Consider the following 14,532-nt stretch of genomic DNA (forward strand, 5'->3'; position numbering starts at 1 on the left):
CCCGCACGCCCGACTGAGGCGCAAGCCCTCGACCGCCCGCACCCGGTGACGCGCTCCCGCGAGGCTTCGGCGGTTAGGGTGTGAACGAGTCTGCGCGCGGGGAGTCCACATGAGTCTGCAAGCATCCGAGGTCTCTGCCTCGATGCTCTCGGCCCGCGGCGACGACCTCGACGACCTGGTCCGCCAGGCCGGTCGGATCCGCGACGAGGGTCTGGCCCGTGCCGGCCGTCCCGGAGTCATCACGTGGTCGCGCAAGGTGTTCGTCCCCGTCACGACCCTGTGCCGCGACCGGTGCCACTACTGCGTCTTCGTCGACACCCCCGGCAAGCTCGAGCGCAAGGGCATCGCGCCCTACCTCTCGGAGGAGCACGTGCTGGCGATCGCGCACCAGGGTGCCGCGCTGGGCTGCAAGGAGGCGCTGCTGACGCTCGGCGACCGCCCCGAGGACCGTTGGGACGTCGCCCGCGAGTGGCTCGACGAGCACGGCTTCGCCTCGACGCTGGACTACGTCGGTCACCTGGCTCGCCGGATCACGGAGGAGACGGGCCTGCTGGCGCACCTGAACCCCGGCGTCATGACCGCGGCCGAGCTGGAGCGGCTGCGCCCGACCGCGCCGTCGATGGGCATGATGCTCGAGACGACGAGCCACCGGCTGTTCGCCGAGCCGGGGCAGGCCCACTTCGGCTCGCCCGACAAGGACCCGGCCCTGCGCCTGCAGGTGCTCGAGGACGCCGGCCGCCTCAAGATCCCCTTCACGACCGGCCTGCTGATCGGCATCGGCGAGACGTTCGAGGAGCGGTTCGACTCGATCCTGGCCCTGCGCGACGTGTCCGAGCGCCACGGCCACGTGCAGGAGGTCATCATCCAGAACTTCCGCGCCAAGCCGGCCACCGCGATGCAGGGCGTCGCCGACGCCGAGACCGACGCGTACATCGCCGCCGTCGCCGCGACCCGCATCGTGCTGGGCCCCGACGCCCGCATCCAGGCGCCGCCGAACCTCTCCGACCCGGGCGAGCTGGCCCTGCTGATCGCCGCCGGGATCGACGACTGGGGCGGCGTCAGCCCGCTGACCGCCGACCACGTGAACCCCGAGCGGCCGTGGCCCCAGGTCGACCAGCTGACCGAGCTCACGCGGGCCGCCAGCTACGCCCTGCGCGAGCGCCTGACCGTGCACCCGCACTACATCCGCGACCGCGACGCCTGGATCGACCCGGCGCTGCACGAGTCCGTGCTGGCCTTCGCCGACGCCGACGGGCTCGCCGCCGTCGACGAGCGGGCGCCGCGGACCACCGGCGCCGCGCCCCGCGACCTGTTCGCGAAGGCGGAGCAGGACCCGGCCGGCCTGAGCGACGACGAGTACGAGCGGCTGATGACGGCCACCGGAGCCGACCTCGATCGCCTCACGGGACTGGCCGACGAGCTGCGCCGGTCCGTCGCGGGAGCCACCGTATCGCTCGTGCAGAACCGCAACCTCGGCTCGGACCGGGTCACCGACCCCGACCTCGTGGCGCAGGTCGCCGCCGACGCGGTCGACCTCGGCGCCACCGAGCTGTGCATCCAGGGCACCGCCGACCCGGACACCCCCGACGACGTCTACGAGCAGATGCTGCGGGCCGCCCGCGCCGCCGCGCCGGAACTGCACCTGCACGCCTTCCGGCCCGCCGACGTCATCGACGGCGCCCGCCGCACCGGTCGCACGATCGCCGAACAGTACGCGGCGCTGGCCGCCGCGGGCGTCGACACCGTCCCCGGCACGGGGGTCAAGGTGCTGGACGAGGCGTACCGCGCCGAGCACTTCCCCGCCGACCTCCCCGTCGACCAGTGGGAGGAGGCGATCCGCGCCGCGCACGGCCTGGGCCTGCACTCGACCTCCGTGCTGTTCTACGGTCACGGCGAGTCGCCACTGCAGCGGGTGCGGCACCTGCGCCGCCTGCGTGCCATCCAGACCGACACCGGCGGGTTCAACGAGCTCGTCCCCATGGCTTTCCCCGGCGGTGACCACAACGACGATCAGCACCGCGCCGTCCACGCCGTGGCCCGCTTGATCCTGCACGGCAGCATCAACCACGTCCAGGCGGCGTGGACACGGCTCGGGGTCGAGGGCGCGATCCTCGTGCTGCGCTCGGGTGCCGACGATCTCGGCGGCACGCTCTACGACGGCCGCGTGCTGCCCGAGGCCGGCGTCGAGTTCGGCCAGGAGCTGACCGTCGAGGCGGCCGGGCGCATCGCGAAGACCCTCGGGCGACAACTGCGGCTGCGCACCACGACCTACGGCGTCGCCCCGTGATCCGCGTCCGGGTGGCGGTGGTCGGCGCCGGCTTCGCGGGCGTGGCCATGGCACGCCGCCTGGCCGCGGCCGACGAGTCCTTCGTCGTGCTCGAGCGCCGTCCCGGCATCGGTGGGACGTGGCACGACAACCGCTATCCCGGGGTCGCCTGCGACGTCCCGGCGCACCTCTACGGCTACTCCGACATCGCCCATCCGGGCTTCAGCCGCGTGTTCGCGCCGGGGTCCGAGATCCTCGAGTACCTGCAGGACGCCGCCGCCCCGGTCGCCGACCGGATCATGCTCTCGACCCGGCTCGAGTCGGCGGACTGGGACGGCTCCGGCTGGCGACTCACCACCTCGCGCGGACCGGTCGAGGCCGAGGTCCTGGTCATGGCCGCCGGGCGGCTGACCGAGCCGCGCCTGCCCGAGGTCCCGGGCACCTTCGACGGCCCGGTCGTCCACACCGCACGCTGGGACGACGACCTTGACCTGGACGGCGCTCGGGTGGCCGTCGTCGGCACCGGCGCCTCGGGCGTCCAGATCGTGCCCGAGCTGGCGCGCCGCGCCGAGTCGGTCGTCGTGCTGCAGCGCAGCGCCCCGTTCATCCTGCCCAAGGGCGACCGCGCCTACGCCGAGGCCGAGATCGCCCTGTTCGAGCGCCAGCCCGACCGCCTCGCCGGACTGCGCGCCGATCTCATGCGCGAGACCGAGGAGGTCTTCGCCCAGCGCGCCGGCGACGGACGCGCCGAGGCCCGGGCGCGGGCCCTGGATCACCTCGCTGCCCAGGTCCCCGACCCGGTGCTGCGCGCGGCGCTGACGCCCGATCACGAGTTCGGGTGCAAGCGCGTGCTGTTCAGCGACGACTTCTACTCGACCCTGCGGATGCCCCACGTGCGCCACGTGTCCGGTGCCCTGACCGCGTACGAGCCCGGCGCGGTGATCGCGGCCGACCGCTCGCGCCACGAGGTCGACGTCGTGGTCGCCGCGACCGGCTTCCACACGACCCGCCAGCCCTACGCCGAGCTGATCACGGGCCGCGACGGGATCTCGCTCGACCAGTACTGGTCCCAGGGCATGCGCGCCTACGCCTCCACGGCCGTGCACGGCTTCCCCAACCTCTTCGTTCTCGACGGCCCCAACGCGACGCTCGCCCACAACTCGGCGGTCCTCATGATCGAGGCCCAGGCCGACTACGTGGCCTCGGCGCTGCCGTGGACCGCGCACGGACCGCTCGAGGTCTCGGCCGAGGCCGAGCAGCGGTACATCGACGAGCTGCAGGAGCGCTCGACGGTGTGGACCTCCGGCTGTCACAACTGGTACGTCGACGAGCGGTCCGGGCGGCAGGTGCTGCTCTGGCCCGGCAAGGCGCAGGAGTTCCGCGACCGGTTCGGCTGCTTCGACCCGGCCCCCTTCGGCGTCGTGGAGTCCACGGGTGCGTGACCGTCGACGACGTGACTGGACCGTCGTCATCCCGGTCAAGCCGGCCGAGCTCGGCAAGTCGCGCCTCGAGATCCCCGGCGTCGACCGCGTCGCGCTCGCACGCGCCATCGCGCTGGACACCATCGAGGCGGCGGCCCAGGTCGCGCGGGTCGTGGTGGTCACCTCGGACCCGACGATCGACGCGCCCGGCATCGAGGTCGTCGTCGAGCCCGCCCCTCGCGGGATCGCCACGGCGGTCGCGGACGGTCTCGCCACGATCCCCCGGGATCGGCGTGCCGTGCTGCTGGGCGACCTGCCCGGGCTGCAGCCGGAGGACCTCGCGCAGGCGCTCGAGCTGGCGCGCGAGACGCGGCTGGGCGCCGTGCCCGACGAGGAGCGCCATGGCACGACGCTGATCACGGCCCGCGAGGGCGACCTGCCCGAGGCGTTCGGGCCCGACTCCTGGCGCCGCCACCTCGCGGCGGGCTTCCTCGAGCTGCCCGTGCCCTCGTGGTCGACGCTGCGCCGCGACGTGGACCGGGCGGATCACCTCGTCGGCGCGCTCGGACCTCGCACCTCCGCGGTGCTCGGGCGCGTGTCCTGAATCAGGACTTCGTGAAGACCAGGTCTCCCTCGTCGGGGACCAGGCGATCACCCTCGACGGTGAAGGTGGTCGGCAGGGTGACCGGAGTGTCGGCGACGGCGCCGCACTGGACCTCACCGTCGCGATCGGGCTTCAGGCGGACCTGCCCTCCAGCCAGGTCCCAGCGGCCGGGCAGCTCGACGCACCCGTCGGTGGCCACGTAGGTGTTGTCGTCGGACAGCGTCAGGGTGAGTCGACGGCCCGACTGCTCGATCGGCTCGGACTCCCAGACGCCCAACACCGGCAGCGTGTCCTCGGGGCCATCGGACTCCTGGGACGCCGTGTCCTGCGCAGCCGGCTCCGAGGACTCCTGCGAGCATCCCGTCAGCACCAGGGTCAGGGCGAAGAGCAGAGCGATGAGCGTGCGCATGGCGCCACGGTAGCCGCTCAGGCCGTGATCACGGCGGGGCTCCTCAGCGCCCTCCGCGTTGGAACTCCGTCCCCGGTCAGCAAGAGGGACAGGGCCAGGAGCAGAGCGGCCAGGATGCGCATGGCGACGCGGTGGTGGCTCAGAGCGTGATTGCGGCCCGGGCGAGCGCCGCGGAATGCTCCAGGTCCGACATCCACAGTGGTCCGACACGCACGTCCCAACCGTCGGCGGCCAGCGCGGGCGCGAGGTCGGCGTCCTCCTGCGCGACGAGCCAGGTGTCGAGCACTCCCCCGTCGGCGCGCCGGCCGTAGTGGCGGGCCACCGCGACGGCCGAGGTCTCGACACCGATCGCGGTCAGGCAGGCGTCGGCCATGCCGCGCACGACCTTGCCGCCGACGATGGGCGAGATCCCCACGACGCGAGTCGCCTCGGCGAGGGCCTCCCGGATGCCGGGGACGGTCAGGATCGGGCCGATGGACACGACCGGGTTCGAGGGCGCCAGCACGACGACGTCCGCCGCGGTGATCGCCTCGACCACGCCCGGCGCGGGCACGGCCGCCTCGATGCCGGGGTTCTCGAACGCGCGGGCGGGCAGGGTGGCGCGGTGCCGCGTCCACCACTCCTGGAAGTGCATCCGGGCACCGTCCTCGACGACGACCTGCGTGTCGACCTCGGTGTCGGTCATCGGCAGCAGTCGCACGCCGATCGGCCAGCGCGAGCCGAGCCGTCCGGCGATCTGCGAGTAGGTCAGGCCCTCGCGCAGCCACCCGGTGCGCGCGAGGTGCGTGCCGAGGTCGAGGTCGCCGAGGGTGAACCACGGCCAGCCGGATCCCCACTCGCGCAGCTCGGCACTGACGCGCTCGGTCTCGCCCGCGCGACCCCAGCCGCGCTCGGTGTCGTTGACGCCCGCCAGCGCGTAGAGGATCGAGTCGATGTCGGGCTGCAGGCGAACACCGGACAGCCACAGGTCGTCGCCGGTGTTGATGACCACGGTGATCTCGGCGTCCGAGCCCTCGAGCGCGGCGCGCAGGCCACGCACGAAACGCGCTCCGCCCACTCCCCCGGCCAGCACGGTGACTCGCATGTCAGCCACCCGTCCGGAAGAGGTCCTCGTCGGGCGAGCGGACGATGCTGCGCGCCCCCGGCAGGTCGAGGTCGCCCACCAGATCGGCGCGGCCTCGCACGATCGCGACGGGCACGTGGCCGTCCTTGGGCTTGACCAGCTCGGCGGCGGCACACAGCTCGTCGGCAACGCACGACATCGTGACGGCCAGCGGCCGGCCGTCGGCGTCGCGCTCGGGCTGCTCGAACAGGCGGACCCCGGCCGCGCCGATCGCGGCGTCGGTCTGGCCCAGGCGCCAGGCGCGGCCCAGGGTGTCCGAGATCAGGACGCCGACGTGGGCGACCTCGCGCAGCCGCAGGGCCAGGCGGCGGGCCGAGGCGTCGGGATCGACCGGCAGCAGCAGGACGTGACCCTCGGGCACGTTGCTGGCGTCGACGCCCGCGGCGGCCGCGACGATGCCGAGGTGGTTCTCGACGATGCGCACCGAGCCACGCTCGGCGACGACCCGGACGGTCTCGGCCGCGATCGCGTCCTCACGGTCGGACGCGGCGACGAGGCGCCCCTCGGCCTTCGAGACGATCTTCGAGGTGATGACGACGATGTCGCCGTCGACCAGGCTGGTGTGCGCCAGGATCAGGGCGGCGAGGTCGTCGCCCTCACGGATCTCCGGCAGGCCGGCGACCCCGGAGACGGTCAGCATCGACGGCTCAGGCCGCGTCGGCTTGGTTCCGTCGCCAGCGGATGCCGGCCTCGATCAGCTCGTCGATCTCACCGTCCAGGACCGACTGGGTGTTGCCGGTCTCGTACTCGGTGCGCAGGTCCTTGACCAGCTGGTACGGGTTCAGGACGTAGTTGCGCATCTGGTCGCCCCACGAGGCCTGCACGTCACCACGCAGCTCGTCGAGGTGGGCGCGCTCCTCGGCCTTCTTCAGGGCCAGCAGCTTGGCCTTGAGGATCACCATCGCGCTGGCCTTGTTCTGCAGCTGGCTCTTCTCGTTCTGGCAGCTGACGACCACTCCGGTGGGGATGTGGGTCAGGCGCACGGCCGAGTCGGTGGTGTTGACGCTCTGTCCGCCGGGGCCGCTGGAGCGGTAGACGTCGACGCGGATCTCCTCGTCGGGGATCTCGATGTTGTCGGTGGCCTCCAGCACCGGCACGACCTCGACGGCCGCGAACGACGTCTGGCGGCGGCCCTGGTTGTCGAACGGGCTGATCCGCACGAGGCGGTGGGTGCCGGCCTCGACCGACAGCGTGCCGTAGGCGTAGGGGGCGCGGATCGCGAAGGTCGTGGACTTCAGCCCTGCCTCCTCGGCGTAGCTGGTGTCGTAGATCTCGACGGGGTACTTGTGGCGCTCGGCCCAACGGATGTACATGCGCTGGAGCATCAGGGCGAAGTCGGCGGCGTCGACGCCACCGGCGCCGGAGCGGATCGTCATGAGCGCCTCGCGCTCGTCGTACTCGCCCGACAGCAGGGTGCGGACCTCGAGGCTGTCGATCGCGGCGGCGAGGCGGTCGACCTCGGTCTCGACCTCGGCCTTGGAGTCGGCGTCGTGCTCCTCGGCGCTGAGCTCGAGCAGCACGCTCACGTCGTCGAGGCGCTGACGCAGGGTGCGGACCTTCTCGAGCTCGGACTGCAGGACGGAGAGCCGACCGGTGACGCGCTGGGCGTTGGACTGGTCGTCCCAGAGGTCGGGTGCGCCGACCTCTTCCTGGAGGTCGGCGATCTCGGCCTCCATCTTGGGCACGTCGAGCACCCGCTCGATCGACGTCAGCGTCGTGTCGAGTTGCTTGATCCGGTCAGTGAGATCGACGGTGGCCACGCGTCGAGGTTACCGCCGCAGGCCAGAACGGGCGTCGTCGACCGTCCGCGTGGCGGGCGAATCGAGATTCCCTCGGTATGTGAGGTGATTTGCGTCACATGACGGCGAAGTTCCGGGCATGATCGGGCCACCGAAAATCGCGGAACGGAGAACCCATGACGAACGAGCGCATCGCTGCCATCGCGCTGGGCAGCGAGCTGGGCTTCATCGTCTTCTGGCTCGTGCCCCACACGGCGGCGCTGAGTCTGATGTCGACGCTCCTGGTGGTGGCCGGCTCGATCGCCCTGGTGACGCTGGTCGCGCGGGGCATCGCCGCCCGGTTCGGCATCGATGATCCATGGCGCGAGATCGGCCTGTACTCCAACTGGGACCTGGAGCTGGCCGAGATCTGCGCCTGACAGGCCAACGGCGGGTCGTCCCGAGGGAGACGACCCGCCGTTCCTCTGCCCGCTACCTGCCCAGTCGCAGCGCGTCGCGGATCGTGAAGAACACGTCCGTCTGGTCGGTCAGGCCCACGACGTTCGCGGCGCGCGGCCCGTACGCGGCGATCCGCAACTGCGACCCGGTGTGCTGCTGCGAGCCTGCCGAGGCGCTCGTGGCGTAGTTGATCGTCATCGGCTGGCCGTCGCGCGTCAGCAGGTTCACGGTCGAGCCGGGCGTGGTCGAGCCGGCCTCCACGATCTGGCTGGTGTGGGCGTGGTCGGCCGTGACGATGACCGTCGTGTGCTTGTCCTTCTTGGCGTAGTCCAGCGCGACCTTGACGGCCTCGTCGAGATCGAGCGTCTCGCCGATCTGGCCGCACGCGTCCGAGGAGTGGTTGCGCTTGTCGATGCTGGCTCCCTCGACCTGGAGGAAGAAGCCCTTGCGGTTGCCCCGGTCGAGCAGCTCGATCGACTTCTTCGTCAGGTCGGCCAGTGCGGGCAGGGCGTCCGTGCGGGCGGGGTTCTCGGTGCAGGCGACGGGCGCCTTCGTGCCGCCGTCGGGCGTCGCGGCCGGGCCCGTCCACCGGACCGGGAAGTTGCCCGGGGCGAAGAGGCCGAGCAGCGGCCGGTCCTGGTCGGCCTGCTTCACGGCCTTGAGGGACGTGAGGTCGTCGACGATCCGGTAGCCGCGGCTCTCGGCCTGGCGACGCAGCGTCTGGCCCTTCCACGATCCGGCCGTCGCCGTCTCGGCGAAGGTCGCGGCGCCGCCGCCGAGCGAGACGTCCGGCCGGGTGTCGAGCAGCTGCTCGGTGATGCTGCCCTTGCCGCCGTTCTCCTTGGCGTTCGCGGGGCACTTGGCCGTGGTCGCCGTGGGCCCGTAGCAACTGCGGCTCGTCACGTGGGCGACCTGGACGGCGGGCGTCGCGTCCTGCAGCTCTGCCGTCGAGACGTTGCCTGTCTTGTAGCCGGCCTTCTTGGCCAGCTGCAGCAGCGTGCCGCGGGGCTTGCCGTCGACGTCGACGCTGACGGCGCCGTCGTAGGACTTGGTGCCTGTCGCCCACGCCGTGCCGGTGGCGGCGGAGTCGGGGACGTAGTCGGGCTTGCCGTCCTTGGTCAGCGAGTAGGTCGTGTACTGACCGGTGAGGGGCAGGGCGTCGATGCCGGGGAACCGGCCGGCGGCGCCGTGGACGTAGTTGCGGGCGCTCGTGATCTCCGAGTCCCCCATGCCGTCACCGACGATGAGGATGACGTTGTCGGGGCGGCTGCCGTCGATGGCCCTCTTGACCGTCTTGGTCTGGTCGCCCGAGAGGCGCGCGGCGCCCCCGGGACGAGTGAGGTCACGCTCGCCGGTGGCGACCGATCCCACGACTGCTCCCCCGAGGAGCAGTCCTGCGGTGCCGAGGACGAACATGCTGCGGATGCTGATGCGTGTCTTCATGGGTCCAGCCCAGCGGGGGCCGGTGACGGGGCGGTGAACAGCACCGCACGTGCGGCCGTCGAGCGCGGCAATCCTCGGGGTCGGTCACCGGGGTCGACCGGCCCGGGGCGCTGGTGCCGCTGCGAAGGGGCGCGGAACGGCATGATGGTGCCCATGGACGCTCCCAGGCCGATCACGCCGCCCGGTTGGTACGACGACGGACACGGCCAGCTGCGCTGGTGGGACGGCTCCCAGTGGACGCAGCACACCGCTCCCCTCGCGCAGCAGGCCCCGCCGCAGCAGCAGGCGCCGCAGCCGGCGGCCCAGCCGGCGCAGGCGCCGCGGCCCACCGGGGACCTCGTCGCGGTGAAGCGCTCGAAGCTGGCGTGGATCCTGCCGCTCGTGCTGCTGGCCGCCGCGCTGATCGGCTCGCTGAGCGCCGTGGCCGTGTGGAGCGCCGCCGGCGGCGACGCCGAGCCGCTCGAGCGCACCTACGCGGCCTACGCGCGGGCCGAGGTGACGAAGGACTGCGCCACCCTGCAGGCCACCACGACGGCGAGCTTCCGCGACGACCTGACCGACGGCCCGTTCACGTGCGCCGAGTGGGCGTCGCAGCGTCCGGCGGCCCCCGGGTCTGCGAAGTGGGGAGCGCGGCTGGGCCCGATCGGCGTGCTGATCGTCGAGCAGAGGTACTCCGGCTTCCTCGACGACGAGGAGTCCATGAACGGCAGCACGCTCACGACCTACACGTTCATCCGCGAGGGCGGTCGCTGGAAGCTGGACGACGGCGACGGCGACGACTGAGTCACCCCTTGCACGATCGGCGCCCAGGAGTGACGCTGATCACATGGGACGCGTGCCCCATCGCATCCGCCTCGCGCTGGTCGCGTCGGCAGTGGCTGCCGGCGGTCTCCTGGTCGCGGTCTCCGAGACGACGCACTCCCCCAGCCAGCGGACACCCCACCGGGCCGCTCCGGCTGATCCGCAAGCGGACGCCAGCCCGGCCGCCAGAACGGCTCCGCGCTGTTACGGCGCTGCCTCGATGGCGAGGAAGCGGTGCCACAATCGGGCCCTCAAGGGACGGCTGACCCCGAAGCCGCACGCGGCACGGCGCGACACCGCCAGGTTCCCCGGCAAGCAGTGCTACCGATCGAACGTCCGCCAGACGAAGATGAACCGCGGCTGCACGTTCGGCAAGCGAGCGCGAGGACGCCCGCACGTGGTGGTCGTGGGCGACTCGCACGCCCGGGCCCTGTTGCCGGCCTTCGTGGCGATGGCCCAGGCGGGCCACCTCTCGCTCGAGGCCCAGATGCGCGCGTCGTGCTCGTGGACGACGTCGAACGTCAAGCACCCCGACAAGACCCGGATCGGCCCCTGCAAGACGTATCGCAAGAATCTGCAGCGCTGGCTGCTGAGGCGCGCGTCGAGCATCGACATCATCGTGACCACCGGGTACATCCGCCAGATCGACGGCGGCGCTTCCTCGCAGGTGAGGAAGATGCGCGCCGCGTGGCGCCCCCTCGTCAAGCGCGGCGTCCGGATCGTCGCGGTCAGCGACAACCCCCGGCTGACGCGCGACCCGCAGAGCTGCCTGAGGAAGCACGGTGCGCGCAAGGGCGCCAGGAAGTGCGGGGTCTCGACCTCGACCGGTCTGGCGCGGGACCCGTTCCTGCTCACTGCGAAGAAGACCCGACGTGCGACCGCGCTCGACCTGCGCTCACGCTTCTGCCGCAAGGGCTTCTGCCCCGCCGTGGTCGGTGGCGTCAACGTCTACCGCGACACGACCCACATCACGGTGACCTACTCCAAGACGCTGGCCCCGGTGCTGACCGCCCGGTTCCGCGCGATGCGCCTGATCCGCTGAGCACGGAGCGCGACGCCTCACCGGCCGCGCGACGGCTCGTCGACCAGGCCCTTCATGCGCAGCAATTGCAGCAGGTCGTCGACGTAACCGTCGAACGAGGCGTGCCCCTCCATATGGCGGGCGCGCTCGGCTCGGCTCTGGTGGGTCTCGGACCGGGCGACCGCCACGGCGCGCCCGGGAACCTGGCCCTCGTCCGCGAGAAACCAGCCCACGCCGTCCAGGAGACGGCCCAGACTCTGCAGTCCCAGGTCTCCGGGCGCTGCGACGAACGGCACCCCGCAGCGAGCGGCGTCCATCACGGTCGTCGGTCCGGGATCCTGGCGCGAGGTCAGCAGGTACACGTCGGCGTTGGCGTACCAAGCCGGGGCGTCCAGCCGGAAGCCGGGCACCAGCAGCGGCAGCCCTCGCTCACGCGCCTGGTCGGCGCAGCGACGTCCCCACTCCCCCACATCCCCCAACCACACGAAGGCACTGCGCGACTCGAGGTCGTGGATGCGATGCGCCAACTCCAGGAACCGATCGAAGCCCTTGCGCTCGTCGGCGAACCCGGCGCCGAGGAAGATCAACCGGTCCGCGCCCACGCTCTCGGCGATCAGGCGCTCGACCCGCGTCACGCCCTCCGGGCTGCCGGTCGCGTGCAACAGCCCGGGCAGCAGCGTGTGCACCGGGGTGCCCGCCGGCAGCCGCTCGCGCAGCTGCTCGGTCACCGCCGGCAACGCCGCGACGATCGTGGCCGCCCGGGCCACCGGCTCGAGCAGACCGTGCTCCTGCAGGTAGTCGGGCATCTCCTGGACCAGCAGCACGGACGGGCCGGACGGACGCAGCTGCTGCAGCACCGGCGCCGCCCACCCGGTGTTCGCCACGATCGGCGTCTCCGGCTCCAGCGCGGCGCCGAGGCCGGCGACGTCGTGCCCCTCGGCGATCAAGACCGTCGGGCCGAGCGCCTGGAACCGCCCCAGCAGCGGCCCGCCACGGAGCAGGACGAACACCGGTGCCCAGCCCCTGCCACGCAGATGCCGCGCCAGCTCCAACATCAGCAGGGGCGCGCCCGCGCGTTGGGCGTCGTTGCCGACGAGCAGGATCGGATGCTCCACGCCGGCCAGGAGGGCGGACATCGCGTCGCGGCTCTCGTGGGCCGTCCTCGGCACCGGCCGCGGCTGGTGCCCGGCGCGCCGGCCATGGGTGAGGAAGTGCCGCAACGCGTGGTGTTCCTCGAGGGCCAGGTAGGTACCGGCGTAGAACTGGGCGTCGAAGCCCGGGCCCGGTGAGCGGCGCTCCGCATCGCCGTGCGCGACGAAGTGCTCCCACGGATCCGCGTCGTCGATGTCGGGGTACTCGCGGCGATACCAGTCTGCATCGAAGAAGTCCTTGCCCCGGTCCAGAGCATGCCCGCGCACCGCATCCGTCTCGCCGAGCATCGTGACAGCCTACTGGACCTTTCCTATCGATATCGTATGCCCATGCTCTTCGCCTCTCGGGCCGATCTCCCTGCACGCATGGCCTGCTACGGCGCCAGTGGGACCGGAGCCCAGGTGACACTCGACCTGCGTCACCAGAGCCGGGGTTTCGTGGAGTTCGTGGGATACGTCGACGACGTCCAGGACCCGCGACGTCGGGCGGAGGACGACTACCCGGTGATGGACTTCGAGGAACTCTGCCGACTCGAGGACACCGGGGTGTTCCTGTCGATCCTGAACCCATCGGTTCGGCGCACCCTCCACGACAAGCTCCGTGACCGGGGCGTCCCGATCCTGGGTGCACGCGGAGCGGACCATCTGGCCCACCCCGCGGCCCAGCTCGGCGAGGGGACGGTCGTCGTCAGCACGACCCGGCTGGGCCACACCACGCGGATCGGCCGCGGCGGACTCGTCTGGGCGCAAGTGGTCGCCCATGACGTGGAGATCGGCGACTTCGTCGGCCTGGGCGTCGGGAGCATCGTGCTCGGCCACGTCCAGATCGGCGACGACGTCTCCGTCGGCGCCGGGGCCATCATCCACAACGGCACGATCGAGCAACCGATCACGATCGGCGACGGCGCCGTCATCGGCCCGGGGGCGGTCGTGACCCACGATGTGGCCCCGGGAGAGGTGATGGTGGGCCCGCGGGCGATGCCGCTGTCCCGGTGGCGGGACCTGCTCGGCGGGCGACGCGAGTCCGGCCGGCACCAGCGATGACGGTCACCCTCGGCCAACCGCTCCCACCTGATCGCGCCGTGCTGACGGCGCTCGTCGACGAGATCATCGCGTCGGGTCGGTGGTCGAACGACGGGCCGATCGTGCAGCGGTTCGAGCAGCGTCTCGCCGCGGACCTCGGCTGGGCGGACGTCTCGGCGACCAGCTCGGGGACGTCGGCGCTCACCGTCGCGCTGCTCGCCCTGGACCTGCCTCGCGGGGGCGAGGTGATCACCAGCGCGCTCACCTTCACCGCCACCGTCCAGGCCATCGAGCTGGCCGGGCTCGTGCCCCGGTTCGCCGCGGTCGATCCCGAGACCCTGTGCCTCGATCCCGACGCGGTGCGCAAGGCGATCACCGCCCACACGGTCGCCATCCTCCCGGTCCACCTGTTCGGGCTGGCGGCCGATGTCCAGCTCGATGACATCGGCGAGGACGCGGGTCTTCCCGTCGTGTACGACGCGGCCCACGCCTACGGCTTCGCCCCCGTCGTGGGACGCGGAATCGCGAGCGCGTACTCCTTGCACGCGACGAAGCTGCTGCACACCGCCGAGGGCGGCTGCGTCGGCACCGACGACCCGGTGGTCGCCGCTCGGCTGCGCCGAGCGCGAGCCTTCGGGCTGGACGCCGACCGGGTCCGCGAGCAGGGCACCAACGCCAAGATGTCGGAGCACGCGGCGGCACTGGGCCTGGCCGTGCTGCCCGGGATCCCCGACGAGATCCGCGCCCGGCAGCGCGTGCGCGACGCGTACGACAGTGCCCTCGCGCTCAGCACGCGCTGCCGGCCCCATGCTCCGGGTCGGCCACGAGCCCTGGTCATGGAGGTCGTCCGGTGCGCGCCCGAGGACCAGCAGGACCTGCTGGACGACCTGGCCGCTGCGCAGGTCGTCGGGCGCATCTTCCCCGCCCTGTGCGCGCCCGGCCAGCGGTATGCCGACGTCCCGCTCGTCGGCGCCGAGGCCGGTGCGTTGGTCGCGCTCGCCGGAAGCGCCGTCGCCCTCCCACTGCACGGTCGCGTCCCCGACGCAGCGCTCGACGCCATCTCCGCCGTCCTGCGCGGCTGAACCGGGCGGAC

Annotated in this window: 14 protein-coding genes; 8 read left to right on the forward strand and 6 right to left on the reverse strand. The window is 72.3% G+C overall.

What is annotated here, in order from left to right; translation table 11 throughout:
• The first annotated feature begins 109 nt into the window (after window positions 1-109).
• From cofG to cofC, 3 genes are read left to right on the forward strand one after another with little or no spacing between them, the layout of a single operon-like run.
• Entirely contained in the window at window positions 110-2,287 is a 2,178-nt protein-coding gene (gene cofG, locus NP095_RS12130; RefSeq protein WP_232418639.1) for a 7,8-didemethyl-8-hydroxy-5-deazariboflavin synthase CofG, read from the forward strand.
• Window positions 2,284-3,708, forward strand: coding sequence for a flavin-containing monooxygenase (locus tag NP095_RS12135; protein ID WP_306173259.1), 1,425 nt, complete (start codon window positions 2,284-2,286; stop codon window positions 3,706-3,708). Before cofG ends, NP095_RS12135 begins: the two co-directional genes overlap by 4 nt.
• Window positions 3,701-4,291, forward strand: a complete 591-nt coding sequence (gene cofC, locus NP095_RS12140) for a 2-phospho-L-lactate guanylyltransferase (RefSeq protein ID WP_232418638.1) — start codon at window positions 3,701-3,703, stop codon at window positions 4,289-4,291. The genes NP095_RS12135 and cofC overlap by 8 nt, the downstream gene beginning before the upstream one ends.
• Before the next feature lies 1 nt (window position 4,292).
• Here the strand turns inward: cofC and NP095_RS12145 are convergent, their stop codons facing one another.
• The 4 genes from NP095_RS12145 to prfB all read right to left on the reverse strand — a co-directional run bounded on the left by NP095_RS12145 (window position 4,293) and on the right by prfB (window position 7,583).
• On the reverse strand, window positions 4,293-4,700 hold the full coding sequence (locus NP095_RS12145) for a hypothetical protein (protein WP_232418637.1): 408 nt from the start codon (window positions 4,698-4,700) through the stop codon (window positions 4,293-4,295).
• 139 nt (window positions 4,701-4,839) lie between these two features.
• Window positions 4,840-5,784, reverse strand: coding sequence for a 2-phospho-L-lactate transferase (gene cofD, locus NP095_RS12150; protein ID WP_232418636.1), 945 nt, complete (start codon window positions 5,782-5,784; stop codon window positions 4,840-4,842).
• 1 nt (window position 5,785) lies between these two features.
• Window positions 5,786-6,463 carry a coenzyme F420-0:L-glutamate ligase gene (gene cofE / locus NP095_RS12155; protein WP_232418635.1) on the reverse strand — a complete coding sequence of 226 codons (678 nt, stop codon included), beginning with the start codon at window positions 6,461-6,463 and terminating at the stop codon, window positions 5,786-5,788.
• Between the two features lie 7 nt (window positions 6,464-6,470).
• On the reverse strand, window positions 6,471-7,583 hold the full coding sequence (gene prfB, locus NP095_RS12160; RefSeq protein ID WP_232418634.1) for a peptide chain release factor 2: 1,113 nt from the start codon (window positions 7,581-7,583) through the stop codon (window positions 6,471-6,473).
• A gap of 155 nt (window positions 7,584-7,738) precedes the next feature.
• Between prfB and NP095_RS12165 the strand changes: the two genes are divergently transcribed.
• Entirely contained in the window at window positions 7,739-7,981 is a 243-nt protein-coding gene (locus NP095_RS12165; RefSeq protein ID WP_232418633.1) for a hypothetical protein, read from the forward strand.
• A gap of 52 nt (window positions 7,982-8,033) precedes the next feature.
• Here the strand turns inward: NP095_RS12165 and phoA are convergent, their stop codons facing one another.
• Window positions 8,034-9,443 (reverse strand): alkaline phosphatase, encoded by a 1,410-nt coding sequence (phoA, locus tag NP095_RS12170; RefSeq protein ID WP_232418632.1) that lies wholly within the window; start codon window positions 9,441-9,443, stop codon window positions 8,034-8,036.
• A gap of 153 nt (window positions 9,444-9,596) precedes the next feature.
• Between phoA and NP095_RS12175 the strand changes: the two genes are divergently transcribed.
• Together NP095_RS12175 and NP095_RS12180 are read left to right on the forward strand one after the other, a co-directional pair.
• Window positions 9,597-10,226: a DUF2510 domain-containing protein gene (locus tag NP095_RS12175; RefSeq protein ID WP_232418631.1), complete on the forward strand. Its 630-nt coding sequence runs from the start codon at window positions 9,597-9,599 to the stop codon at window positions 10,224-10,226.
• 43 nt (window positions 10,227-10,269) lie between these two features.
• Window positions 10,270-11,286, forward strand: coding sequence for an SGNH hydrolase domain-containing protein (locus NP095_RS12180; protein ID WP_232418630.1), 1,017 nt, complete (start codon window positions 10,270-10,272; stop codon window positions 11,284-11,286).
• A gap of 17 nt (window positions 11,287-11,303) precedes the next feature.
• On the opposite strand, the gene NP095_RS12185 is transcribed toward NP095_RS12180, so the two are convergent.
• Window positions 11,304-12,704, reverse strand: coding sequence for a glycosyltransferase (locus tag NP095_RS12185; protein ID WP_232418629.1), 1,401 nt, complete (start codon window positions 12,702-12,704; stop codon window positions 11,304-11,306).
• A 42-nt stretch (window positions 12,705-12,746) separates the two neighbouring features.
• Here NP095_RS12185 and NP095_RS12190 point away from each other — a divergent pair, with 42 nt between their 5' ends.
• Together NP095_RS12190 and NP095_RS12195 are read left to right on the forward strand one after the other, a co-directional pair.
• Complete coding sequence (locus tag NP095_RS12190) at window positions 12,747-13,460, forward strand: LbetaH domain-containing protein (protein ID WP_232418628.1); 714 nt, start codon at window positions 12,747-12,749, stop codon at window positions 13,458-13,460.
• Window positions 13,457-14,521 (forward strand): DegT/DnrJ/EryC1/StrS family aminotransferase, encoded by a 1,065-nt coding sequence (locus NP095_RS12195; protein ID WP_232418627.1) that lies wholly within the window; start codon window positions 13,457-13,459, stop codon window positions 14,519-14,521. The genes NP095_RS12190 and NP095_RS12195 overlap by 4 nt, the downstream gene beginning before the upstream one ends.
• The last annotated feature ends 11 nt before the right edge of the window (window positions 14,522-14,532 follow it).

It is taken from the genome of Aeromicrobium duanguangcaii (genome assembly GCF_024508295.1).
Lineage (GTDB): Bacteria > Actinomycetota > Actinomycetes > Propionibacteriales > Nocardioidaceae > Aeromicrobium > Aeromicrobium duanguangcaii.